The sequence below is a fragment of the Bradyrhizobium sp. WU425 genome, from assembly GCF_021052305.1.
GTDB lineage: Bacteria > Pseudomonadota > Alphaproteobacteria > Rhizobiales > Xanthobacteraceae > Bradyrhizobium > Bradyrhizobium canariense_D.
Genome location: NZ_CP088089.1, coordinates 6027721 through 6050959, shown reverse-complemented (window position 1 = coordinate 6050959; position 23239 = coordinate 6027721). Strand labels below are relative to the sequence as shown.

27 protein-coding genes and 1 riboswitch are annotated in these 23239 nt (G+C 64.4%); of the genes, 9 read left to right on the top strand and 18 right to left on the bottom strand.

Annotation, left to right across the window (positions count from 1 at the left end; genetic code table 11):
* Positions 1 to 69: 69 nt before the first annotated feature.
* Both BcanWU425_RS29275 and pdxH read right to left on the bottom strand, forming a co-directional pair.
* A complete protein-coding gene (locus tag BcanWU425_RS29275) occupies positions 70 to 822 on the bottom strand; it encodes an SDR family NAD(P)-dependent oxidoreductase (protein ID WP_026233115.1) in 753 nt (250 codons plus the stop codon).
* Between the two features lie 97 nt (positions 823 to 919).
* A complete protein-coding gene (gene pdxH / locus BcanWU425_RS29270; protein WP_018456236.1) occupies positions 920 to 1561 on the bottom strand; it encodes a pyridoxamine 5'-phosphate oxidase in 642 nt (213 codons plus the stop codon).
* 113 nt (positions 1562 to 1674) lie between these two features.
* On the opposite strand from pdxH, the gene BcanWU425_RS29265 reads away from it, so the two are divergent.
* Together BcanWU425_RS29265 and BcanWU425_RS29260 are read left to right on the top strand one after the other, a co-directional pair.
* The gene (locus tag BcanWU425_RS29265) at positions 1675 to 2082 is read left to right on the top strand and encodes an RT0821/Lpp0805 family surface protein (protein WP_018456237.1); all 408 of its coding nucleotides are present in this window, start codon (positions 1675 to 1677) and stop codon (positions 2080 to 2082) included.
* A gap of 109 nt (positions 2083 to 2191) precedes the next feature.
* Positions 2192 to 3157: a DnaJ C-terminal domain-containing protein gene (locus BcanWU425_RS29260; RefSeq protein ID WP_018456238.1), complete on the top strand. Its 966-nt coding sequence runs from the start codon at positions 2192 to 2194 to the stop codon at positions 3155 to 3157.
* A 328-nt stretch (positions 3158 to 3485) separates the two neighbouring features.
* Here BcanWU425_RS29260 and BcanWU425_RS29255 read toward each other — a convergent pair whose 3' ends face one another.
* Both BcanWU425_RS29255 and BcanWU425_RS29250 read right to left on the bottom strand, forming a co-directional pair.
* On the bottom strand, positions 3486 to 4256 hold the full coding sequence (locus BcanWU425_RS29255) for an anti-sigma factor family protein (protein ID WP_085352549.1): 771 nt from the start codon (positions 4254 to 4256) through the stop codon (positions 3486 to 3488).
* Between the two features lie 106 nt (positions 4257 to 4362).
* Entirely contained in the window at positions 4363 to 4851 is a 489-nt protein-coding gene (locus tag BcanWU425_RS29250; protein WP_007594679.1) for a sigma-70 family RNA polymerase sigma factor, read from the bottom strand.
* Positions 4852 to 5023: 172 nt separating this feature from the next.
* On the opposite strand from BcanWU425_RS29250, the gene fabI reads away from it, so the two are divergent.
* The 4 genes from fabI to BcanWU425_RS29230 all read left to right on the top strand — a co-directional run bounded on the left by fabI (position 5024) and on the right by BcanWU425_RS29230 (position 8978).
* The gene (fabI, locus tag BcanWU425_RS29245; protein ID WP_204513889.1) at positions 5024 to 5839 is read left to right on the top strand and encodes an enoyl-ACP reductase FabI; all 816 of its coding nucleotides are present in this window, start codon (positions 5024 to 5026) and stop codon (positions 5837 to 5839) included.
* A 14-nt stretch (positions 5840 to 5853) separates the two neighbouring features.
* Complete coding sequence (locus BcanWU425_RS29240; RefSeq protein WP_204513890.1) at positions 5854 to 6453, top strand: histidine phosphatase family protein; 600 nt, start codon at positions 5854 to 5856, stop codon at positions 6451 to 6453.
* 165 nt (positions 6454 to 6618) lie between these two features.
* A complete protein-coding gene (aroC, locus tag BcanWU425_RS29235; protein WP_018456243.1) occupies positions 6619 to 7707 on the top strand; it encodes a chorismate synthase in 1089 nt (362 codons plus the stop codon).
* 80 nt (positions 7708 to 7787) lie between these two features.
* A complete protein-coding gene (locus tag BcanWU425_RS29230) occupies positions 7788 to 8978 on the top strand; it encodes an adenylate/guanylate cyclase domain-containing protein (protein WP_204513891.1) in 1191 nt (396 codons plus the stop codon).
* A 44-nt stretch (positions 8979 to 9022) separates the two neighbouring features.
* Here BcanWU425_RS29230 and BcanWU425_RS29225 read toward each other — a convergent pair whose 3' ends face one another.
* The 7 genes from BcanWU425_RS29225 to BcanWU425_RS29195 form a co-directional block, all read right to left on the bottom strand.
* The gene (locus tag BcanWU425_RS29225) at positions 9023 to 10138 is read right to left on the bottom strand and encodes an HWE histidine kinase domain-containing protein (protein WP_231188772.1); all 1116 of its coding nucleotides are present in this window, start codon (positions 10136 to 10138) and stop codon (positions 9023 to 9025) included.
* A gap of 112 nt (positions 10139 to 10250) precedes the next feature.
* Positions 10251 to 10502, bottom strand: coding sequence for a hypothetical protein (locus BcanWU425_RS29220; protein WP_026233118.1), 252 nt, complete (start codon positions 10500 to 10502; stop codon positions 10251 to 10253).
* Between the two features lie 551 nt (positions 10503 to 11053).
* Complete coding sequence (clpS, locus tag BcanWU425_RS29215) at positions 11054 to 11359, bottom strand: ATP-dependent Clp protease adapter ClpS (protein ID WP_007594672.1); 306 nt, start codon at positions 11357 to 11359, stop codon at positions 11054 to 11056.
* A gap of 43 nt (positions 11360 to 11402) precedes the next feature.
* Positions 11403 to 11744 carry a DUF190 domain-containing protein gene (locus BcanWU425_RS29210; protein ID WP_085384121.1) on the bottom strand — a complete coding sequence of 114 codons (342 nt, stop codon included), beginning with the start codon at positions 11742 to 11744 and terminating at the stop codon, positions 11403 to 11405.
* A gap of 2 nt (positions 11745 to 11746) precedes the next feature.
* Entirely contained in the window at positions 11747 to 12175 is a 429-nt protein-coding gene (crcB, locus tag BcanWU425_RS29205) for a fluoride efflux transporter CrcB (RefSeq protein ID WP_085361373.1), read from the bottom strand.
* A gap of 6 nt (positions 12176 to 12181) precedes the next feature.
* Entirely contained in the window at positions 12182 to 12571 is a 390-nt protein-coding gene (gene crcB, locus BcanWU425_RS29200; RefSeq protein ID WP_026233119.1) for a fluoride efflux transporter CrcB, read from the bottom strand.
* A gap of 16 nt (positions 12572 to 12587) precedes the next feature.
* Positions 12588 to 13796 (bottom strand): MFS transporter, encoded by a 1209-nt coding sequence (locus BcanWU425_RS29195; protein ID WP_085384122.1) that lies wholly within the window; start codon positions 13794 to 13796, stop codon positions 12588 to 12590.
* A gap of 126 nt (positions 13797 to 13922) precedes the next feature.
* A riboswitch (Fluoride riboswitch) is annotated at positions 13923 to 14000 on the bottom strand.
* A 286-nt stretch (positions 14001 to 14286) separates the two neighbouring features.
* Here BcanWU425_RS29195 and BcanWU425_RS29190 point away from each other — a divergent pair.
* Both BcanWU425_RS29190 and BcanWU425_RS29185 read left to right on the top strand, forming a co-directional pair.
* Complete coding sequence (locus BcanWU425_RS29190; RefSeq protein WP_018456251.1) at positions 14287 to 15171, top strand: DUF1194 domain-containing protein; 885 nt, start codon at positions 14287 to 14289, stop codon at positions 15169 to 15171.
* Positions 15172 to 15346: 175 nt separating this feature from the next.
* Complete coding sequence (locus BcanWU425_RS29185; protein WP_018456252.1) at positions 15347 to 15979, top strand: hypothetical protein; 633 nt, start codon at positions 15347 to 15349, stop codon at positions 15977 to 15979.
* Positions 15980 to 15983: 4 nt separating this feature from the next.
* Here BcanWU425_RS29185 and BcanWU425_RS29180 read toward each other — a convergent pair whose 3' ends face one another.
* The 3 genes from BcanWU425_RS29180 to BcanWU425_RS29170 all read right to left on the bottom strand — a co-directional run bounded on the left by BcanWU425_RS29180 (position 15984) and on the right by BcanWU425_RS29170 (position 17830).
* Complete coding sequence (locus BcanWU425_RS29180; RefSeq protein ID WP_018456253.1) at positions 15984 to 16148, bottom strand: hypothetical protein; 165 nt, start codon at positions 16146 to 16148, stop codon at positions 15984 to 15986.
* Between the two features lie 29 nt (positions 16149 to 16177).
* The gene (locus BcanWU425_RS29175; RefSeq protein ID WP_204513893.1) at positions 16178 to 16366 is read right to left on the bottom strand and encodes a hypothetical protein; all 189 of its coding nucleotides are present in this window, start codon (positions 16364 to 16366) and stop codon (positions 16178 to 16180) included.
* 405 nt (positions 16367 to 16771) lie between these two features.
* Positions 16772 to 17830 (bottom strand): class I SAM-dependent methyltransferase, encoded by a 1059-nt coding sequence (locus BcanWU425_RS29170; protein WP_204513894.1) that lies wholly within the window; start codon positions 17828 to 17830, stop codon positions 16772 to 16774.
* A gap of 167 nt (positions 17831 to 17997) precedes the next feature.
* On the opposite strand from BcanWU425_RS29170, the gene BcanWU425_RS29165 reads away from it, so the two are divergent.
* Positions 17998 to 18600, top strand: coding sequence for a hypothetical protein (locus BcanWU425_RS29165; RefSeq protein ID WP_204513895.1), 603 nt, complete (start codon positions 17998 to 18000; stop codon positions 18598 to 18600).
* Here BcanWU425_RS29165 and BcanWU425_RS29160 read toward each other — a convergent pair whose 3' ends face one another.
* From BcanWU425_RS29160 to dxs, 4 genes are read right to left on the bottom strand one after another with little or no spacing between them, the layout of a single operon-like run.
* Positions 18601 to 19848, bottom strand: a complete 1248-nt coding sequence (locus tag BcanWU425_RS29160; RefSeq protein WP_204513896.1) for a class I SAM-dependent RNA methyltransferase — start codon at positions 19846 to 19848, stop codon at positions 18601 to 18603.
* Complete coding sequence (locus BcanWU425_RS29155) at positions 19841 to 20575, bottom strand: TlyA family RNA methyltransferase (protein WP_085384123.1); 735 nt, start codon at positions 20573 to 20575, stop codon at positions 19841 to 19843. The genes BcanWU425_RS29160 and BcanWU425_RS29155 overlap by 8 nt, the downstream gene beginning before the upstream one ends.
* 26 nt (positions 20576 to 20601) lie before the next feature.
* Positions 20602 to 21156: a nucleoside 2-deoxyribosyltransferase gene (locus BcanWU425_RS29150; RefSeq protein WP_018456259.1), complete on the bottom strand. Its 555-nt coding sequence runs from the start codon at positions 21154 to 21156 to the stop codon at positions 20602 to 20604.
* Between the two features lie 33 nt (positions 21157 to 21189).
* Entirely contained in the window at positions 21190 to 23118 is a 1929-nt protein-coding gene (gene dxs, locus BcanWU425_RS29145; RefSeq protein WP_026233122.1) for a 1-deoxy-D-xylulose-5-phosphate synthase, read from the bottom strand.
* Between the last annotated feature and the right edge of the window lie 121 nt (positions 23119 to 23239).

The following is a 23239-nucleotide window of genomic DNA, read 5'->3' as shown; positions in this document are numbered from 1 at the left end:
AGGCAATCCAGACTGTCCTCACCGAGGCAGTCTGGATTGCTTCGCTTGCGCTTGCAATGACGCGGTAGCCTACACGTGCTGGCCGCCGTTGATGTGGATCTCGGCGCCGTTGACGTAAGAACTGGTGTCCGTGCACAGCACGTAGATGATCTTGGCGACCTCGTCCGGTGTGCCGAGCCGGTGCATCGGGATCTGCTGGTCGACGATCTTCTCGGTGCCCGGCGACAGGATCGAGGTGTCGATCTCGCCCGGCGCGATCGCGTTGACGCGCACGCCGACGCGGCCGAAGTCGGAGGCCATTTCGCGCGTCAGGGACGCCAGCGCGGCCTTCGAGGTGGCGTAGGCCGCGCCCGCGAAGGGATGCACGCGCGAGCCCGCGATCGAGGTGACGTTCACGACAGAGCCCTTGGCCGCCTTCAATTCCTCGATCAGCCCGCGCGCCATCATGATCGGCGCGAAGAAGTTGACATTGAACACGTGCGTCCAGGTGTCGAGGTCGGTGTCGATCGAGCCGAGCCTGGAGCCGCCGGCCCCCTTCGGCGAGATCGCGGCGTTGTTGACCAGCGCATGCAGCATGCCGCCTTCGAGACGGTCGCGGATGTCGGAGATCGCGCGCGTGGTATCTGCGGGGGTGGCGAGGTCGACCTGGATATGGTCCTCAGGGCCCGCGTCCCAGGGACAATCCTCCGGGAACGGATGCCGCGAGCAGGTGATCACGCGCCAGCCGGCCGAGGAGAAACGGATCACGGTGGCATGGCCGATGCCGCGGCTCGCCCCGGTCAGGAGCAGCGTACGGCGCGGCGCATTGGACGACTGCGGCATGGACATCTTTCAGGCTGGAGCATGATCCGGACCCGGAGGGCCGCGTTAGCGCAAACTGTGCAGCGGTTTTCCGAAGGGATCATTCTCGAACAAAGTTCTAGGGATACATTCGCGTCTTGGACCATTTCTGGCCGGCCGCGTCACGGCGAAATTCAATGCGGTCGTGCAGGCGGAACGGGCGGTCGTGCCAGAACTCGATACGCGACGGTGTTATACGCCAGCCGCTCCAGCCCGGCGGACGCGGCACCTTGCCGATCATGTGCTTGGCGGCGACCTTGGCGATCGCCTGCTCGAAAGCGAAGCGGCTCTCGAGCTCCTGCGACTGCTTGCTCGCCCAGGCGCCGATCTGCGCCTGCTTGGGACGGGTGGCGAAATAGGCGTCGGCTTCGGCCTCGGTCACCGGCGTCACGTTGCCGCGGATGCGGACCTGACGGCGCAGCGACTTCCAGTGAAAAAGTAACGCCGCCTTAGGATTTGCGGCGAGTTCGCGGCCCTTCTGGCTGGCGATGTGGCTGTAGAAGACGAAACCATCGGTATCGAAGCCCTTCATCAGCACCATGCGCACGTCCGGCAGGCCGTCGGGATCGACGGTCGCGAGCGCCATGGCGTTCGGATCGTTCGGCTCGCTCTTGATGGCTTCGTTCAGCCAGGCCTCGAACAGCGCAAACGGCTCGTCGGCGGCGGTGAAATCACCGGATGTTAAGGGTGTCTGGTGTTTCATCGAGGTCGTGTCGGTCATGTCTGGGGTCCGAGTTGCGTCCTGCGGTCCAAAACGCGTTGTTGTCTGCTACCGCCCTATATAGGGTATGGGGACGCGTTGGCCTATCGGCGATCCGGCCGTCCGGCTTCGTCATGACGATCATTCTGATCGGACTCGGCACCGGCGGTTGCAGCTTTTCCCGCAACGACAAGAGTGCCTACGCCAAGGCCGATGACAGCGACCTTACCGGCTCGATCGCAATGCCGGCCAGGGTGGCGGCACCGACAGAGACCGATCTCGCCTTTGCCCGCAACGCCGCCTCCGACGTGCTCAGCAAGAACGATAAGGATTCCAGCCAGCATTGGGAGAATCCGGAAACCGGGGCGCGCGGTTCGGTCACGCCGATCGCGCAATCCTATGCCGCCGAGGACGGCCGCAAGTGCCGCGACTTCCTGGCGAGCTACGTCAATGGCAGCACCGAAAGCTGGCTCCAGGGCGCGGGCTGCCAAAGCAGCCGTGGCAGTTGGGAGATTCATACGCTAAAGCCGTGGCGGAGCTAGGAATCGCTTCACCAGGCTAGTTGCAAAAATACCACTCGCCCCCCACATGAGGCTCAGTTGGGGCGGGGAGCCCTTTGAACAATTCGATTTCTTGAAGGAGACGTGACGGATGCGCGACCCCTATGAGGTCTTGGGGGTGCCGCGGAGCGCCAACGCTGCCGCGATCAAGAGCGCCTATCGCAAGCTTGCCAAGAAGCACCATCCCGACAGCAACAAGAACGACCCGAAGGCGGCCGAGCGCTTCGCTGAGCTCAATACGGCCAATGAGATCCTCGGCGACGAGGACAAGCGCAAGCAATTCGACCGCGGCGAGATCGACGCCGACGGCAAGCCGCGCTTCCAGGGTTTTCCGGGCGGCGGCGGTGGGCCGCGCGGGCGCGCGGGTCCCGGCGGGTTCGAGAGCTATACGTTCCGCGGTGGCGGCGCGGGCCCTGGTCCGGGCGGCGGCGCGTTCGAGGACATCCTCAACAGCATGTTCGGAGGAGGGCCGCGTCCGCGCCCAGGGGCCGGCGGCGGTGCCCAGTTCGAATTCGACACCGGCGGGATCGGGCTCGATCTCGACGTCAATGTCGCCATGACCGTCTCGCTGGAGGAGGCGGTGAAGGGCGGCGAGAAGCGCGTCCGGCTGCCGAACGGCAAGGAGCTCAACGTCAAGATTCCGGCCGGCGTGACCGAAGGCCAGCAGATCCGGTTGCGGGGGCAGGGCGAGAGCGCTCAGGGCCACCCGCCGGGCGATCTCCTGATCACGATCGGCATCGCGCAGCATCCGTTCTTCAAGATCGAGGGCGCCGATCTCAGGATCGACCTGCCGGTCACGCTCTACGAGGCGGTGCTTGGCGGCAAGGTCCGCGTGCCCACCCTCGGCAATGCCGTAGAGCTTTCGGTTCCGCAAAACACCTCCAGCGGCCGGACCTTCCGCCTCAAGGGCAAAGGATTGCCAAAAACTGGTGGAACCGGGGATCTCTTCGTCACCGTCAGGATTATGCTACCGGACGGGAACGACGCCGAGCTTGAAGCATTGATGGAAAAGTGGCGGGAGCAGCGCCCCTACAATCCACGTAGCGGGCTTGGCTAAGTGTGATCCGGAAAGTGTGAGGGGTTCTCCTAAAGACTGAGAGCGTCGTGCATCGAGATGATGCTCATCATATGCCCGAGGCGTGGTAGCCCTTCTTGGCTCACGTGCTCGACGTGTCGGCTGTCCGGCGGGGCAGCCGATAAAAAGGTGCGGCCTCGAGAGGGGGACCAGCGCGGTACCAAAAACCCCAATCGAGGCCGCCCGCGTCGATCGGCGGATCGAACGCTGCTCATTTTCGCGTGATCATCCGGTGCGATAATGAGACGCGCCGATGTCTTCATTCCAAATTTTCAATGTCGGAATCGAGGCACCGCGTTTGCGTGGTTGTCTAGGTGCCGCTTTTCTCTGCTTGGTCGTAGACCGCCTGCGCCACTTTGGTCAGCCGGTCCCGGTCGCCGCCACCGCTGACGACGTAGCCGACACCGCGCTCCGACCAGAACAGCGCCCCGTCCTTGTCCGTTCTGGCATACCGCATCTGCGTCGCGCCATTCTCGGTCTTGGCGGTGTAGATCGTGTACCGCTCGCCCGAGGCGCCCTCATACATCAGGAACGACGCCGGGCCGTTCGGCCCCGGCAAGAGCCGGCCGCCGACGAGCTTTAGTCCACTCGCCTCCAGGTTCGGAGCAAACACGGTCCAGCCGCAGCGTCTGGTCAGCCAGGCCTGGAGGTGGTCGCGCTCGTTGCCGCCGACCTCGACGGGATGGCGAACCTCGACGACATAGAGGCGGTGGGCGTCGAGTGCGTCGGTCGTAAAGCTCTGGAAAGTCGAGGGCGCGTTGGCGGCACCGTGCGCCAGCCAGCCGGCGGTGCCGCCGGCCATGAAGGCCACCAGCACAGCCGCGGCGGCGCCATAGAGCCAGTGCCGCGGGCGGCGCTCCAGCCGTTCGAGCTCGAGCCGCGCCGGCACCGGCTCCTGGGCGACGGAATCGTAGCGGGCGTGCAGCATCTCGGCCATGGCGCGCCAGGACTGCACGCGCTCGCCATCCTCGGGCTGCGCGGCAAGCCAGGCCTCGACATCGGCGCGGCGCTCGGCCGGCAGCTCGCCGTCAACATAGGCGTGCAGTTCGTCCTCGGTCACTGGGATCTTGCGGTCGTTCATATCGATCGTCTCTGGCTCTGCGGCCCAAAATGTTCTTCGTGGTTCAACTGCGCCGCTTTCCGCGCCATGCAGGAGAAACGACCGGCGCGATGCATCAATCCTGCCATCATTTCACCCGCCTGAGCGCCGGGCGCTCGCCCTCCAGCGAGGCTTTGACGTGGGCGCGGGCGCGTGCCAGGCGCGACATCACTGTGCCGATCGGCACGCCCTGGATGTCGGCGACCTCGCGGTAGCTCATGCCCTCCAGCATCACCAGGAGCAGCACCGAGCGTTGCTCCTCGACGAGCGTCGCCAGCGCCCTCTCGATATCGCGCCCTTCGGCTTCGGTCCCGCTGGCATCCGGGTTGTTCTCCGTCAGCTGCATGAATTGCGGCCGTCGTGCCAGCGAACGCCGCCGGTTCTTGTTGAGGTTGGTCAGGATCGTATAGAGCCAGCTCCTGACGTCGCCTCCGAGGAACAGACGCTCCGAACGCAGCGCCCGCACCAGCGTATCCTGCACCAGATCGTCGGCCGCATCCGCCTCGCGCGTGAGCGCGCGGGCGTAGCGGCGCAACGCCGGGATCATGGCTTCAACACTCTGGCGAAACGCACTCATTGCGGTCTTGACGTCCTGATGTCGGCGCGAGCGCCACAACGATCATAACACCCGAGCGGAACGGCTATTCCGGCGCTTGAAACAGCGTTAACGCCGCGTATTAGGACTGTACCGCAACGGAGGGCTGGTGTACCTCCAAACCTCACCGGGAGCTCGACGGGACGTTAGCAAAATGGCGCAGAATTCAGGTCTGATGCAGGGCAAGCGGGGCGTGGTCCTCGGCGTTGCCAACAACCGCTCGATCGCCTGGGGCATTGCCAAGGCATGCCACGCGGCCGGCGCGGAGCTTGCCTTCACCTATCAGGGCGATGCGCTGAAGAAGCGCGTCGAGCCGCTCGCCGCCGAGATCGGCGGGCTCGTGCTCGGCCATTGCGACGTCACCGATGCTGCGACCATCGATGCGGCCTTCGCGGTGCTGAAGGAGAAGTGGGGCAAGATCGACTTTCTGGTGCATGCGATCGCCTATGGCGAGCAACTCGACGGCCGCTACGTCGACACCACGCAGGAGAATTTTTCGAAATCCCTGCTGATCTCCTGCTATTCGTTCACGGCGGTGGCGCAGCGCGCCGAGAAGCTGATGACCGACGGTGGCTCGCTCATCACGCTCAGCTATTACGGCGCCGAGAAGTGGATGCCGCATTACAACGTCATGGGCGTCGCGAAAGCGGCGCTCGAAGCGAGCGTGCGTTATCTCGCCGTCGATCTCGGTGAGAAGAATATCCGCGTCAACGCGATCTCCGCGGGGCCGATCAAGACCCTCGCGGCGTCCGGCATCGGCGATTTCAGATATATCCTGAAGTGGAACGAGGCCAACGCACCGCTGCGGCGCAACGTCTCCACGGAAGACGTCGGCGGCAGCGCGCTGTATTTCCTCTCCGACCTCTCGCGCGGCGTCACCGGCGAGGTGCACCACGTCGATTCCGGCTATCACGTGCTCGGCATGAAGCGCCCGGACGCGCCGGACATTTCGTTCGGCGGGAAGGACTAACTTTTCACCCAGCAATGCCCGTCCCCACGATCTATTACCTTCGCCACGGCGAGACCGAGTGGAATGCGCTCGGGAGGCTTCAGGGCATCAAGGACATTCCGCTGAACGCACGCGGTCGCGGTCAGGCGGTGCAGGCCGGCGGCATTCTCGCCGATCTCTTCAAGCGCGAGGACCGCGACAAGGCCGCATTACCCTACGTGTCGAGTCCGCTTGGCCGCGCACGAGAGACCATGGAACTGGCGCGGAGCAAGCTCGAACTGCCGACTGCGGGCTATACGCTCGACGATCGCCTGCGTGAGATCGGCTACGGCACCTGGGAGGGACTGACGCTGGCCGAGAGCGAGGCCTCCGATCCCGACATCTACGCCCGGCGCCTCGCCGACAAATGGACGGTGGGCCCCGCGGGCGGAGAGACCTACGCCGATGTGCAGGTCCGCGTGCGCGCTTGGTACGACCAACTCCGGACCGACACCGTCGCGGTCGCCCATGGTGGGACCTGCCGGGCCCTGATGGTTTCACTCGGCCTGGAGACGCCGGCGAGCGCCGCCGAACTTTATATCGAGCAGGGCGCCGTCTACGTGTTCCGCGACGGGCGGTTGGAGAAGTTTAGTTAAGCCGGTTCGCTTGCGCGTCCTGCGCCGTCATGCCCGGGGCGCCCTTTTGCGCTTGTGGGCCAAGAACGTGGATGGCGGGACAAGCCCGGCCATGACGACCGTGTAGGCATTTGACCCCAATTTCAGGGCGAGTTAAGTCAGCACTGACTTACGAGCTAGATACGGATGTCCTTCAACACCTTCGGCCACATGTTCCGCGTCACGACCTTCGGCGAGAGCCATGGGGTGGCGATCGGCTGCGTGGTCGACGGCTGCCCGCCCATGATCCCGCTCGTCGAGGCCGACATCCAGGGTGATCTTGATCGCCGCCGACCCGGCCAGTCGCGCTTCACGACCCAGCGTCAGGAGCCGGACCAGGTCAAGATCCTCTCCGGCGTGATGGCGCATCCGGAGACCGGCGTGCAGGTGACGACGGGCACGCCGATCGGGCTCCTGATCGAGAACACCGACCAGCGCTCAAAAGACTATTCCGAGATCAAGGACAAGTTTCGGCCTGGCCACGCTGACTTTACCTATGAAGCGAAGTACGGCCTGCGCGACTATCGCGGCGGCGGCCGCTCCTCGGCGCGCGAGACCGCGACGCGCGTCGCCGCCGGCGCGATCGCTCGAAAGGTGCTGCCCGATGTGAAGGTGCGCGGCGCGCTGGTGCAGATGGGGCCACACAAGATCGACCGCGCGAAATGGGACTGGGACGAGATCGCGAAAAACCCGTTCTTCTGTCCGGACAAGGACAAGGCCGCGTTCTTCGAGACCTATCTCGACGGCATCCGCAAGAGCGGCTCCTCGATCGGCGCGGTGATCGAGGTCGTCGCCGAAGGTGTGCCGGCTGGCCTTGGCGCCCCGATCTACGCCAAGCTCGATGCCGAGCTCGCCGCCGCAATGATGAGCATCAATGCGGTGAAGGGCGTCGAGATCGGCGCCGGCTTCGGCGCGGCCGAACTCACCGGGGAAGAGAATGCCGACGAGATGCGCACGGGCAATGACGGCACGCGTTTTCTGTCCAACCACGCTGGTGGCGTGCTGGGCGGCATCTCCACGGGGCAGCCGGTGGTGGTGCGTTTCGCCGTCAAGCCGACCTCGTCGATCCTGCAGCCGCGTCTCACCGTCGATCGCAACGGCGCCGACACCGAGATCATGACCAAGGGCCGCCACGATCCCTGCGTCGGCATCCGCGCCGTCCCCGTCGGCGAAGCCATGATGGCCTGCGTGTTGGCGGATCATTTCCTGCGCGACCGCGGCCAGGTCGGGCGCTAGCGTTCCGCAGGGCGCTTGTATCGCGCCACTAGTCCACCGCGCAGCTTGACGATCCCACAACTTCGTCCGCAAATGCGCGCATGGAAAGCTCCGAGCTCCAACGTATCACCAACTGGCTGATCGACGGCGCCTGGTCGTCGAAGGCCCCGGCCGAGATGACGGCCGAAGCCTGCGAACGGATGGTTGCAGCCGGTCTGCCGCTATGGCGGTTCGGCATCTTCATCCGCACGCTGCATCCCGAAATTTTCGGTCGCAACTTCATCTGGCGGGAAGGCGAGGAGGTCGAGATCGGCACGGTCGATTTCGAGATCCTGGAGACGCCGGAATTCGCCAGAAGTCCGCTGCGGGTCGTGTTCGAGCAGGGACTTGAGGTGCGGGGACGCATGGACGATCCCGGCAGCAAGCATTTCCCTTTTTTCGACGATATGCGTGCCGAAGGCGTAACCGACTACGTCGCGACGCCAATGCAGTTTCTCGACGGCTCGGTCCACGCGACGAGCTGGACAACGCGCCATCCAGGCGGCTTCACCGATGAACACATCGCGGCGATTCACACCATCGTCAAGCCGCTCGCGCGCATCACCGAGATCATCAGCCTGCGCCGCACCGCCGAGATGCTGCTCGACACCTATGTCGGCAATCGTGCCGGCGCGCGCATCCTTGGCGGTCAGATCCGCCGCGGCCACAACGACACCATGCAGGCTGCGATCTGGCTCTCCGATCTGCGCGGCTTCACGGCGCTGTCGGACCGGCTGCCGGCCGAGACCGTGGTCGAGATCCTCAACCATTATTTCGACTGCCAGGTTGCCGCGATCCGCGGCCATGGCGGCGAGGTGCTGAAATTCATGGGCGACGGCCTGCTCGCGGTATTCCCGATCGACGAATATGTCGGCGATGCCGCGCATGTCTGCACGCGGGTGCTGGAGGCAGCGCGCGAATCTCGCGCCAGTGTCGAGGCGCTCGCATATCCTGTCGGCGACGTCGTCGAGCGCTTCCGCTTCGGCGTGGCGCTCCACGTCGGCAACATCCTCTACGGCAATATTGGCGGCGGCAACCGCCTCGACTTCACCTGCATTGGCCCCGCGGTCAATCTTGCTGCGCGGCTGGAGAAGATCACGGGTCGCCTGGGGCGGACCGTCGTGGCCTCAGAAGGCTTCGCCAATGTCTGCCACCACGACTGGCACGAGCTCGGCGAATTCCCGATCGCGGGCTTTTCCAAGGCGCAGCGCGTGTACGGGCTGACGGAGGAGACGCCGGTGGTGATGGCCTGAGGTCATCCTCGGATGTCCGCCGCCGTCAGCCTGGTGAGCAGAATTCAGGCGTTCGACGCCATCACCGACTTCAGCGGTACATCCAGCTGATAGACAAATCCGGACGGTTCGTAGGCCAGCCGCACCTGTCCGTTCAGTTGCTGGCCGAGCGACTCGATCATCCGGGTGCCGTAGCTCCGTCGTGTCGGCGGCGCCACCACGGGGCCGCCGCTTTCGCTCCACTTCAGGCGCAGCCTTTGCTCGATCTCGTCCACCGTCCATGCGATCTCGACATGTCCGGAGGAACTGGACAGTGCGCCGAACTTCGTCGTGTTGGTGCAGAGCTCGTTGAACGTCATCGCGAGCGCTATCACGGCACCGGATGTGATCCGGAGATCCGGCCCATTGAAATGGAATCGTCGACCTCCCTGACCGTCATAGGGATCGGTGGCGCCGCTCAGGGTATGAGTGAGGCTCGCATTGGACCAGCTGACCTGTATCAACAGGTCGTGGGCGCGCCCCAACGCCAGCAAGCGGCCATCCATGGCTTTTTGGCCTTGCTCGAGATTGATTGCGGCCCGGAAGCTCTGGGCTGCGATTGCGCTCACCGTCGCAAGCGTATTCTTGATGCGATGATGCAGCTCTCCGAGGATGAGCTTTTGCAACTTGTCGGCCGCCTCGCGTTCGTGGGCTTCGATGCCGGCTTGAGCGAGCAGGACCTTGGCGTCGGTGTCGGCCTGTTCCAGCAACAGGCGCAGATTGTCGTTCTCCGCCACCAGAACCGATTCCTGTGGCGATCGGGCAACCCCAAGGTTTTCCCCGGGATCCGTTGTGGTCGGAAGGATTTTTAGCGCGCCCGCTCCGATCATCGTCTGCAACTGCGAGATCATTTCGTCGACGGCGAGCGGCTTGCGAAAGAAGCGGCTGTCCGCCGGCGTTTCGGTTTCAGACGGCTTTACCTGACCGGAGACCAGTACGATCTTGATGGCAGGCCAGCGATCGTGCACCGCGTGGGCCAGCTTCAGGCCGTCCATGGTCCCGGGCATCTGGATGTCGCTGAACAGAAGCGAGATGTCCGACCGCGACTCGAGGATCGAGATGGCTTCGTCGGCGTTGACGGCCTCCACAGGGCAGAAGCCTGCATCCTCTACGATATCGACCGCGCGCATGCGCAGGATCATCTCGTCTTCGACGACGAGAACGTTCGGCAAGGAGGTTGGGGGCGTTGACATCTGTGCACGACACTTTCCTGGATCATCCGACAAGCTCGGCCGGCGCTTTGCGATGGTTGGTCTAGCGGCGAGCCGTCACCAAACGAGCTTCATGAACCCTGACATCGGATTCACCCCGGCGCAGACACGATGCTTCGAAGTCCGGCCAGACCTGGCCCAGGCAATTCCGCGCCACCGGAAGGCTCGCCAGCCGGTCCGCCTTCGCCAAAGCAACGGTTTCGCGCGCTTTTACTTGCGGAGCAAAACCGGGCAGCACCATTACGGACACTCCGAGGAGCGCGAACATCGCGAACGCGACAAGAGATTTCATCATTTGGGCTGCTTTGGCTGTTGACCGCCCCGTTTCGTTTGGGGACGCTGTTATAACAACCAAAATGAAATATAGTTCATTTCATACAACTTATATTTGAAGTGCGATTTGAAGGCGGATGCCGCCCTTGGCCCGGATCGTCGCTCGACGTGAACAGGCGGTCGACAAGGTTTGCTTGCCATTACCTCGGGGTTTTGGGGCCAGGCAGGCTTATCCAATCATGAATGTGCGAGGCCGTTTCACTCAATCGCGCCGCCTTGAGCAGCGATTCCCGCTGAACGCCGGGCGGGGCAATCTCTGCGCGACGGCGAGCCTCGGCTGCCAATTGGGCAAGGCGATTGCTCAGAGGGATGGTGCGCTTGGTGGTGTCTTGCATAGGACGCTCCGCATTGGGCGGGAGCGCAAAGACTCTCTCAGTCACCGATGGATGCCGTGATGAGCCGGTGATGGCTCAGCATGCGCCTGTTGACAGCCAATAGATACACTATTCGGCAGAGCAGATTCGGCGCCGAAATCGAAAGCGGGCGCAAAAGCACCAAAGCCGGACCGGTGCACTATTCCTCCGGCTCCGTGGTGAACAGCAGGGGATAGCCCTTGGTGCGGCCGGCATCCGTTGCGCGGGTAGCCTTGGTCTCGGCGACGTCCTTGGTGAAGACCGCGACGACGCAGGCGCCGAGCTTGTGGGCGGTGATCATCACCTTGTAGGCCTGATCCTCGGTCATGCGGAACTCGGCCTTGAGGATCATCGTGACGAATTCGCGGGGCGTAAAGTCGTCGTTGATCAGGATGACCTTATGCAGCTTCGGCCGCTCGACCTTGGTCTTCGTCCTGGTTTTCGGTTTGGCAACGGTATCGTTCATTCCGCCTCCCGGATATGGCGGGCTCGGGTTCCTGCCGGCGCGCTCAGCGCGCGGCCTTCTCACCATATTGCAGGACCTGCACCTTCTCCAAGGTGATCAGGCCGCTCGACATCATGCCATCTAGGATGGGCAGGAATGCATTGATGTTGTCCTCGCTGTCGACGATCTCGATCAGCAACGGCAAGTCTTCCGAGAGCCGCAGAATCTTGGAAGTGTGGAGCCGGCTGGACTTGCCGAAGCCCATCGGGCCGCGCAGCACGGTGGCGCCGGCCAGATGCCGCTCGCGCGCCGTCATCACGATCGCTTCATAGAGCGGCTTGCCGTCGAATTGGTCGTTCTCGCCAAGGAAGATCCGGAGCGAAACTGCCTGATTAAGGATTTGCATGGTCAGCTCCTTCGCAAGCGGTTGGTGCCGCTGGCTATCATGTGGCCTGCCCATACCGACACCAGCCAGCAGATGACGGATGCCGCGATATAGGCGAGCGCCGTATATTTCATGCCGCCGTGGAACAGGCGGAAGGTCTCCAGGCTGAAGGTTGAAAAGGTCGTGTAGCCGCCGCAGAACCCGGTCATGACGAACTGCCGGTGCTCGGGCCGCGCCAGCAGGCGGCCGTCGGGCCCGGTCAGCGTCGCGTAGAAGCCGATGACTAGTGAGCCGGTGGCGTTGATGAACAGCGTCGCGACCGGGAAGCCGGAGCCGGTGTCGAGCGCGAGCCCGACCAGATAGCGCGTTAGCCCGCCGACCATGCTGCCGGCGGCAATCCAGGCATAGAGCGTCGCGGTGCGCCAGCGATCGGCAGAGGAGGGGGACTTCATCTGCCTCTAGCCTCCCAGAGTGTCCGCGAGGAGGAAGCCGCAACTGACGGCCGCGAGGCAGAGCACGACCGAGACCGCGAGATTCCCGAGCGCGTGCATCGCCTCGCCGTTGCGCGCCAGCGTCAGCGTTTGCAGGCTGAACGAGGACACCGTGGTGTAGCAGCCAAGAAAGCCGGTGACCGCGAACAGCCATGGATCGGGCGCGGCGAAGACCGAGCCGGGATGGGTCGCCAATGCGCCAAAAATGCCGATCAGGAAGGCGCCGGTGACGTTGACGGTCACGGTGCCCCACGGAAACGTCTCGCCCAGCCGCCGCGCGATCGCGCCGGAGATGAAATAGCGCGCACAGCCGCCCAGCACGCTGCCGATCATAATCGCAAGCACTCCGCTCAGCACGGCGAACAGCCCCCCGTCATCGTTTCTCCTCCGTTGCCAGCCCGTTGCCGACGGCAAATAGTCCCATGAGCGCGACCAGCGCGAAGCCGAGCCCCGCCAGGAACGTGCCAGCCGGACCATAGGCATCCCACAAGGCGCCGGCGATCACGCTTGCGGCCAGCAAGGCAAGGCCGGTGAACAGGTTGAAATAGCCGAACGCGGTGCCGCGCAAGCTCGGTGGCGCTGCGTCGGCGACGAGGGCCGAGAGCAGGCCTTGCGTCAATCCCATATGCAGTCCCCACAGCACGACGCCGAGGGCGAGGCCGCCAAGGTTTGGCAGCAGCGCGAGCGCGAGATCGGCGCCGGCGAGGAAGACGAGGCCGAGCGCGAGCAGGCCGGTGCGGTTGATCCGGTCCGAGAGCACGCCGGCCGGATAGGCCGACAACGCATAGACGATGTTCATCAGCACCAACACGGCCGGCACCCACATCGCATTGAGCCCGATATTCTGCGCACGCAGGATCAGGAAGGCCTCGCTGAAACGTGCCAGCGTGAACACGACGCCAACCGCGACCACGCGCCAGTACACGGACCCGAGCTGGCGCATCGCAGCGGTATTCAGCGGATTCCTTGACGGCTCCCGGCCGGGGTCCGGCTCCGGCTCGCTCACCGCGAACGCGATCAGTCCGAACGACAGGAAGCCCGGCAGCACGGCCACCCAGAACACCATCGTAAAATTGTCCGCCGTCCACCACATCAGGCCGATCGCCATCAGCGGCCCGACGAACGCACCGATGGTGTCGAGCGACTGCCGCAGGCCGAAGCTCGCGCCGCGCAGACCGATAGGTGCTATATCGGCGATCAGCGCATCGCGCGGCGCGCCGCGAATGCCCTTGCCGACGCGATCGATGAAGCGCGCGGCAACCAGCCATTCGACGCTGGGGGCAAGCGGGAACAGCGGTTTTGTCAGCGCGGCCAGCCCGTAGCCGAGCGCAGCGAGCAATTTGCGCCGACCGAGCCAGTCGGACAACGCGCCGGAGAAGATCTTCGTGATCGAGGCGGTCGCCTCGGCAATGCCCTCGATGAAGCCGACGGTGAGCGTGGAGGCGCCGAGCACGGTGACGAGATAGACCGGCAGCAGCGCGTGGATCATCTCGGAAGAGACGTCCATCAGCATCGAGACGAAACCGAGCACCCAGATCCCCCTGGGCAGCCCCGCACGCGCAGCATTCGGTGTTGTCGTCATCACGTCCAGGACTTCTCCTCGGCCTCTGCTTGACCTCTCCTCGGCCTTCATCCAGGCAACAAAAAACCCGCCGGCGGCGGGTTTGTCCATGCTCCCGCCGAAGGCAGAGGCCTAGAAATTGCCTCTCCTCAAGCAGGAGTCATCAGCCCACTACGGTCACAGGCCGCCGGGCGGTTGTCGGGGGACTCCATCCCCATCTGTCCGGCCAGCCTAACATGGAAATCGCGCCGGACAAGTGGGCGAGGTGCGCTGTCCAGTGGCCCGTCAGTCCGGGAGCGGACCGCACATGACGGCATGCCGGCGCCAGCGATCGCGCAGTCCAGCGGCGCGAGCGCGGCAACATCGCGGCTGCTTTGCGTACTGCTTCGCAATTCCGCCTGCAAATGCCTAACTGGCAAATGCCTAACCGGAATGTGAAGCGCGAGCGATCTTCGGACTTTGCGGCAAGGCGATTGCATGTCACCATCAGGTCATACGACGGGAGGCTGCGATGCGCTTGCTGTTCTCGATCGGGGCTGTGCTGGTGACCGGCATGTTCGCCGGAGGGGACGTCGCGGGCATCGCGGCACCAGGACCCAAGTTTGAGTCGCCCAGACTGGCGCTACTCAAAAATCAGCCGCAGCGGCAAGCAGCCGACAGAGACGCGCAGACGGTCGATGTCGAGCTGATCCTCGCCGTCGACGTCTCCTACTCCATGGACATGGACGAGCTCGCGGTCCAGCGTGAAGGCTATGCGCAGGCGATCCAGTCGAAGGAATTCCTGCAGGCGCTGAAGCTGGGCCCGAACGGCCGGATCGCGGTGACCTATTTCGAGTGGGCCGCTTCGACCGACCAGAAGATCATCATTCCGTGGCGGCTGGTCGACGGACCGGAGACCGCCGATGCCGTCGCCGCCGAAATCCTGAAGACGCCGATCCGGCGTGCCTCGCGCACCTCGATCTCCGGCGCGATCAGTTTCGCGATGCCGCTGTTCGACGAGGATCCCTATCGGGGCTTGCGCCGCGTGATCGACATTTCCGGCGACGGTCCCAACAACAATGGCACTCCGGTCACGATTGCGCGCGACGCAGCGATCGAGAAGGGTATCGTCATCAACGGCCTGCCGATCATGGTCAAGGAACCCTCCTACTCGACTATGGATATCGACAATCTCGATTTCTACTATGAGGATTGCGTCATCGGCGGCCCCGGTTCCTTCGTCATCACGATCAAGGACCGCGATAAGTTCAAGGAAGCCATCCGCACCAAGCTCTTGATGGAGGTTGCGGGCCGTATGCCGGAGCGTCCCGTGATGCGGGTTGCGGAGAAGGACAAGGAGCCGCGTGTGAACTGCATGATCGGCGAGAAGATCTGGTCGGACCGCTGGGGTCGCTGAGCGCGGCCACCGGACGAGACCTTTTGCCCTATTTGCCGGCGATGGAATTTTAACCATGCGTTTACCCTTGCGTGGCCCTAATCGGCTGCTTTCATTTGTTTCCGGATAAGGTTCTGACGTTGCTGTCGGGGCGCGAAAGAAGCGGGCCTGTCAGACACATCCGCCGAGCAACCCAATGGCCATCGTCACCTCGAGCACCAGCCAGATTTCTCCCGCTCTCGAGCGAGTGTATCACCAGAGCTCCCTGCTCGGTGAGTGGAAGGGCAATTGGGCTGGCAACAACCAGCCCGTCAGCTTCAAGGTCGTGAACATCCGCGGGGCCCGGGCGCAAGTCGAGTACACCCATAACGGGCGCACCGAGCGCGGCTTTGGCGAGGTCGCCGGTTCGCTTCTCACCTTCGGCACGGTCACGGTCGGCACCAAGGACGGCAAGAGTCTGGTGCTGTTGTCATCTGCAGGCGCGGGCAAGCAGACCGCGACTCTCGAGAAGCAGGCGCCGCCGGCCTCCGACAGCCGCCTGATGGGAAGCTGGGGCGGCTATTCCAGTGACAATGGCAAGAGCGCGAGCTTCAGGGTGCTCGCTGTCAACGGCAACGAAGCGCAGGTCAGCGTCACCACAGATGGCGTCACCCGTCAGGGCACCGGCACCGTCTACAAGAACGTCATCATGTTCGGCCAGGCGCAGATTGCGACCGACGACGGGCAGAATGGCAAGATCATCTACCAGGTCCGCAACAAGTCCTTCGTGGTGCCCGTGACCAAATATCCGCCGTCGGATACATCGTCCTCGGTGGACAGGACGGCGTAGCAGATCACGGCTGCTGCTCGCTGGACCGCGTCAGCGCCTTCAATTGCCGGTCGATCTGACGCAAGACGTCGCAGGCGGTCGCCAAAGCGCCATTGCCGATCAGTCGCCAGATCTCCGTCGCCTGCTCGTCCAGATGCGGAATTGTCAGCGGTAACCGCGCTGCTTCCATAGCGCACCCTTCTCGTTGATGAGATAGCGCTAGTTCAGTGCGAACACGATCTGCGCAACGCAGGCCAGCGACCGGTAGACGCATCCGGCGATATGGGTCTGCTCGTTACGTGCGGCCGCAAGCTCCGCATTCTCGATGCCGAAGAGGATTTCCCACTGGAAGCGCCGGATCAGGGCATCCCGCAACGGTTGCGGGTAGGGCAGCGCGATCGATTTCAACCGGTTGATCAGGTCTTGCGGATCGCGCAGTGGTTGGCAATGCGATCTCGCCCATCCAGATCGCCGAGCAGAAGCCGTGTGGATGGCCGGGTTGGTAGTCCATGGTGATGATGCCGGCCCGACAGGATTCCATGATGACTTCGACAGCGTCGGCGTTGCGATAGAGCAGGTCGACCCTTTGTCCGCCAACGGACAGCCAGGCACCTCCGATGATCCACGGCCCCCATTCAGCGCCATCGCAAATTCATGGAGAGCGGCTTCGTCGTCCTCCCGTCATGACGGACTCGCGTCGCCTTGTCCGATCGCCAGCTTATGTCGCGGCGCGAGCGAGGGAGGGTGTCGGCGCCGGGCGTGGCTGCAGCATCGGCATGGCATATGCCGCGGCCACGCGCCGGAATCGGAAGATCAGATCCGCGCCTCCAGAATCAGATTGAAGGGCGTTTCAGCGGCGCGGCGGAAGCGCGTCAGTCCGCCCTCTTGCGCGACCTTGCGCAGCCTTGCCTCGCCCGCTTGCGCGCCCAGTGCGAGGCCCACCTCCTGGTCGAGCGAGGCCGGCGTGCAGATCATGGTCGACGCCGCATAATAGACCCGCCCGACCGGGTTGAGATTGTCCTCGAGGCGGTCGCCTGCGAACGGCTCGACCAGCATGCAGGTGCCGTCCTTTGCCATGGTCTCGCGCACGTGGCCGATGGCGCCGACGGGATCGCCCATGTCATGCAGGCAATCGAAGAAGCAGACGAGATCATAGCCCTCGGCCGGATAGGTCTTGGCGGAATGAACAGCGAAGCTGACCCGGTCGCCCAATCCGGCTTCGGTGGCCGCCTTTCGCGCGGCCTCGATCGAACCCTCGTGATAGTCGAAGCCGTAGAAGCGGGAGTTCGGGAAGGCTTCCGCCATCAGCCGTGTCGAGACGCCGTGCCCGCAGCCGACATCGGCGACCTTGGCGCCGCGCTTCAGCTTGTCCACGACGCCGTCGAGCGCGGGCAGCCATTCCTGCACCAGATGATGCATGTACCCGGTCCGGAAGAAGCGGGCGGTGCCGCAGAACAGGCACTCGCTGCGCCGGTTCCAGCCGACGCCCTTGCCGGATTTGAATGCGTCCGAGATCTTCGGCTCGTCGAGAAACGCCGAGGCAATGACATTGCCGAACGCGCCGAGGAACACCGGACTGTCCTCATCGGCAAGCGCCATCGCCTGCTCCGGTAGCATCGAGAATTTTGCCGAAGCGGAATCGTATTCGATGTAGCCGGACGCCGCCTGACTCGCGAGCCATTCGCGGACGTAGCGCTCCGCCGTCCCGGTGGCGCTTGCGAGCTCGGACGAGTTCATCGGTCCCTTGGCGGCAAGGGTACGGTAGAGACCGAGCTTGTCCCCGAGCAGGACCAGCGACGCATTCATCGCCGCCCCGAATTCGGTGACCATCTTGCCCATAAAGGCATTCAACTTGTCGGAATTGACCTCCATGACAGCCTCCGTGCTGACGCGCCCCCTTAGGTGGGTCAATCCGGCATGGGGGAAGTTCAAATTGGCAGAAAAACGTGATCCCGGAACTCAGGGAAGAATGGTGTCGCTATGCTGGCATTCATGATGTCTGGTGGGTATAATTCGCAAGCTTTTCGACGGTTATTTGAATGTTCAGGCTTACACCCTCTTGCGGTCTCGCGGTTTTTCTTGCCCTGCTCTGCCTCGGCGAAGCGCCGGCTCATGCGCAAGCCGCACCCCTGCAATATTGGATCCCCGGCGGACCTTTCGGCTTCGGCGGTGTTGCCGGCCAGAGCGCCGATAGCTACGGCATTTTCCCGAGCTTCAATGGCGGCGACGCAAGCGGCCGCAGCAATTCTGCGAACGGCTTCTTTGTCGGCAGCCAGCATGGCAATCTCAATTGGAGCGGCCTCAGCCCGGCCGGACTGAGCGGCAATTTCACCGCGCTCTCCTACGACAGCACGCAGTTCGGCTACAACACCAAGACCGCGGGCGGCATGCCCGTCACGTTCTTTGCCGGGTTCGACACCCTGAAATACGGCGGCGGCATTGGCAGCTCGCTTGCGCCGCTCACCTCCAGCGCCTCGCCCGGCTACGGCGCATTTGCGGGTGTCGAGCTCAAGCCGACCTCCAACCTCAGCCTGTCGTTTGGGGCCGGGTTCACCCAGCAGGACTCGGGCCGCATGGATAGCGATCTCAGATCGAACATGCTGCCCGGCGAGTCGCCGGCGTTGAATGGCCTTCGACGCTAACTAGCGCGTGAACTTCGCAACGAGCTCGACATGCGGCGTGTGGCGGAACTGATCCACCGGCACGACTACGTCGATCTTGTACCCGCCATCGATCAGCAGCCGCGCGTCGCGGGCAAAGGTCGCGACATTGCAGGAGACCGCGACCACCACCGGCACCTTGCTCGCGACGAGCTTCAAGGCCTGCGCCTGCGCGCCCTGGCGCGGCGGGTCGAACACGACGGCGTCGAAATCGCGCAGCTCCGGCGCCACCAGGGGACGGCGAAACAGATCGCGCGGCTCGGCCTTGATCGGCTTGAGACCCGGCGTGCGCGCGGCCTTTGCGAGCGCTGCAATGGCGCCGGCGTCGTTGTCATGGGCGGTGACGCGGGCCTTCTCGGCGAGCCGCAATGCAAACGGCCCGACGCCGCAGAAGAGATCGAGAACGTTCTTCGCCTTGCCGATGCGCTCGGCGACCAGCGACGCGAGCGTCTCTTCGCCGGCGACGGTCGCCTGCAGGAACGAGCCCGGCGGCAGCGTCACCTCGGCGCGGCCCATCTGCAGGGTCGGTGGCAGGCGTTGCAGCACCAGTTCGCCGTGCCGTGTCAGCCGCGCCAGGCGGTGCTGCTCGGCGACGCGCGACAGCGCCGTCACGAGCGACGTGGGCAGCGGGCCGGAGCCGCGCACGTCGACATCGAGACCGTTGGCGGTCGCGGTGACCTGGATGTCCAGCGGTTTCGTCACCGGCATTTTGGACGTCAGCAGCTCGGCGAGCGCCCAACCGGCATCGAGTGCACCCTCGAGCCCGGGATCGAGGATCGGGCAGCGATCAATCGGGATGACGTCGTGCGCGCTGGCAGCCGAAAAGCCGACCTTGAGGATGTCATGGGTGCCGAACCGGCCGTGCAGCGTGATGCGCCTGCGCCCCGCGCCGTGAGCGTCGACCAGCGGCGTCACCTCGCAGTCGATGCCGGCCTGGGCCAGGGTCTCGACCACGATGCCGCGCTTCCAGGCGTGATACGGTTCAGTCGCCCAGTGCTGGATCGCGCAGCCGCCGCAGACGCCGAAATGCGGACAGAACGGCGCGACGCGCTCGGGACTGGCGACGTCCACTACCAGCAGCTTGCGGCGGTCGGGATGATTGCCGACGACATGATCGACTTCGACGGTCTCGCCGCCGAGCGTGTAGGGCACATAGATGGCATCGCCAGCGTCGAGCGAGACGCCGTCGCCGCGATGGCCGACGTGATCGATCGTCACGCGCTCAACCACGGCGCGCGCCCAGGAAGAATTCGATGTTGCCGTCGCCGCCGGTGATCGTCGACGGGAACACCTCGATACCGGTGCAGCCGAGCGAGGCAGCAAAGGCGGCGATGTCGTCGCAGATCTCGCGGTGCACGGCGGCGTCGCGGACGATGCCCTTCTTGTTGTGCTTCCGGTCCGCCTCGAATTGCGGCTTGATCAGCGCCAGCAGGCTCATCGGCGCGGCGGCCAGCGACAGCGCGATGGGCAGCACCGTCTTGAGCGAGATGAAGCTGACGTCGATCACGACGACATCGGGCCGCGCCGGCAGGCGCTTGCCGTCATAGGCGCGGATGTCGGTCTCTTCCATCGACACGATCTTGGCGTGACCGCGCAGCGAGGGATGCAACTGGCTGGTGCCGACATCGACGGCAAAGACGAGGCTCGCGCCATTCGCCAGCAGTACCTCGGTGAATCCGCCGGTGGAGGCGCCGACGTCGAGGCAGACATGGTCCTCGATCTCGATCGGGTAGCGCTCCAGCGCGCCGGCGAGCTTGACGCCGCCGCGGGAGACGTAGGGGTGCGCGGGCTCGGCCTGGATCACGGCGTCCTCGGCGATGGTCTCCGACGGCTTTGCGACCTGCTTGTCGTCGGCGGTGACGAGCCCGGCCTCGATCGCCGCGCGCGCCCGCGCCCGGCTCTCGAACAGGCCGCGCTCGACCAGCAGAACATCCGCGCGCTTGCGGGCAGGGGACATCATCTCTCCGAAGACGCCTGAGGCGCTTATGTAGCGATCAATCGCGCGGCCGCCATCCGGACGCAAGCCTCGAACGCGGCCAGATCGTGCCAGACGTCGATCGGCATCTGCGCCGGCGTCACCAGCGGGCAGCCATGCAGCTCCAGCGCGTGGATCATCATGAGATTGTCGACGAGGCCAAAATCCTCGACCGTCAGCCCCTGCGCGTCGACCAGCCGTCCGTCTTCGGACGTCACGTCCATGAAGCGACTGACACGGTCGGCATAGGCGGCACCGTCATTGGAATAGGCGAGGCAGAACTTGCGGCGGCCGGCCATGTAGCCGAGCTCGTAGACGGTGCCGGGATCGGCGCCGGCGCCGCGGAACGGCGTGAGGTTGGCGATGATCGCATCGGCCGCGTCCATCATCGCCTCGTTGCCGCAAAAGATCTGCCGCGAGGCGTCGGGCGCGGCGAGGTCGATTTCGTTGTCGAGGGGATAGAGGCCGGTGACGCCGTGCGCGGCACAGACCGCGACTTTGTGCCGGCCGATCTCGACCGCATCTGGCAGGAACACGTCGGGGCCTGCCAGATAGATTTTCATCACAGCTGCTTCGCGGAAGGTCGAAGCTCGCTATCAGGCGAGCTTGACCGTCTCGGCCTTGACGTCCTTGCCGAGCGCCTCGAACACCTTGGCGACGATGCCCTTGGCGTCGAGACCGGCACGACCGTACATCGCCGCCGGGGTGTCGTGGTCCTGGAACACGTCGGGCAGCACCATGGTGCGGAACCGCACCAGGCCGCTGTCGAGCGCGCCCTGATCGGTCAGATATTGCGCGACATGCGAGCCGAAACCGCCGACCGAGCCTTCCTCGATCGTGATCAGGATCTCGTGGTCGCGCGCGAGCTTGAGCACGAGCTCGGTGTCCAGCGGTTTCATGAAGCGCGCATCAGCGATCGTGGTCGAAAGGCCGTGGGCTGCAAGCTCGTCGGCGGCCTTCTCGCATTCGGCGAGGCGCGTGCCGAAGGAGAGCAGGGCGATCTTGCTGCCCTGGCGGACGATGCGGCCCTTGCCGATCTCGAGCGGAATGCCGACTTCGGGCATCTCGATGCCTCGGCCTTCGCCGCGCGGATAGCGCAGCGAGCTCGGACGATCATTGATCGCGACCTGGGTTGCAACCATGTGCACCAGCTCGGCTTCATCGGACGCGGCCATGATCACCATGTTCGGCAGACAACCGAGATAGGCGTTGTCGAACGAACCGGCATGGGTGGCGCCGTCGGCGCCGACGAGGCCGGCGCGGTCGATGGCGAAGCGAACCGGCAGGCTCTGGATCGCGACGTCATGCACGATCTGGTCGTAGCCGCGCTGCAGGAACGTCGAGTAGATCGCGCAGAACGGCTTGTAGCCCTCGGTGGCGAGACCGGCGGCGAACGTCACTGCGTGCTGCTCGGCGATGCCGACGTCGAAGGTGCGGTCCGGGAACGCCTTGTTGAAGATGTCGACGCCGGTGCCGGAAGGCATGGCCGCGGTGATGGCGACGATCTTGTCGTCCTTCTCCGCTTCCTTGACGAGGCTCTGGCCGAATACGTTCTGATAGGCCGGCGCGTTCGGCTTGGACTTGGCCTGGGTGCCGGTCGCGACGTCGAACTTGACGACCGCGTGGTACTTGTCGGCGGAGGCTTCCGCCGGGCCGTAGCCCTTGCCCTTCTGCGTCACGACGTGGAGCAGGATCGGGCCGGTCTCCATGTCGCGCACGTTCTTCAGCACCGGCAGGAGATGGTCGAGGTTGTGGCCGTCGATCGGGCCCACGTAATAGAAGCCGAGCTCCTCGAACAGCGTGCCGCCATCCATCATGAAGCCGCGGGAATATTCCTCGACGCGGTTGGCTCGGTTGGCGAGGATCTTGGGCAGGCGCTGGTTGATCTGCTTGGCCACATCGCGCAGCGTGCGATAGGTCTTGCCCGAGTAGAGCCGCGACAGATAGGCGCTCATCGCGCCGACCGGCGGCGCGATCGACATGTCGTTGTCGTTGAGGATGACGATCAGGCGCGAGTTCATCGCCCCCGCATTGTTCATGGCCTCATAGGCCATGCCCGCCGACATCGCGCCGTCACCGATGACGGCGATAACGTTGTTCTTGCCGCCGGAGAGGTCGCGCGCGACCGCCATGCCGAGGCCGGCGGAGATCGAGGTCGAGGAATGCGCGGCGCCGAACGGATCGTAATCGCTCTCGCTGCGCTTGGTGAAGCCGGACAGGCCGCCGCCGGTGCGCAGCGTGCGGATGCGATCGCGCCGGCCGGTGAGGATCTTGTGCGGATAGGCCTGGTGGCCGACGTCCCAGATCAGCCGGTCGCGCGGGGTGTCGAAGACGTAATGGATTGCAGTGGTGAGCTCGACCACACCAAGGCCTGCGCCGAAGTGACCGCCGGTCACCGAGACGGCATCGATGGTCTCCTGACGCAGCTCGTCGGCGACCTGGCGAACCTGCTCGACCTTGAGTTTGCGCAGGTCGTCCGGCGTCCGGATGGTGTCGAGAAGCGGCGTTTTACTATATGCGTTCACGGCGATTTCCAATTTGTCAGCGCCGGAAGATCGTTCCGGCGCGCGATGGGTTTGCTCAATATCGGCGCAGCGCGAGTCCTTAAACCGTCGGAGCCACCTGCATGGGGCAAAGCCCCGTCTT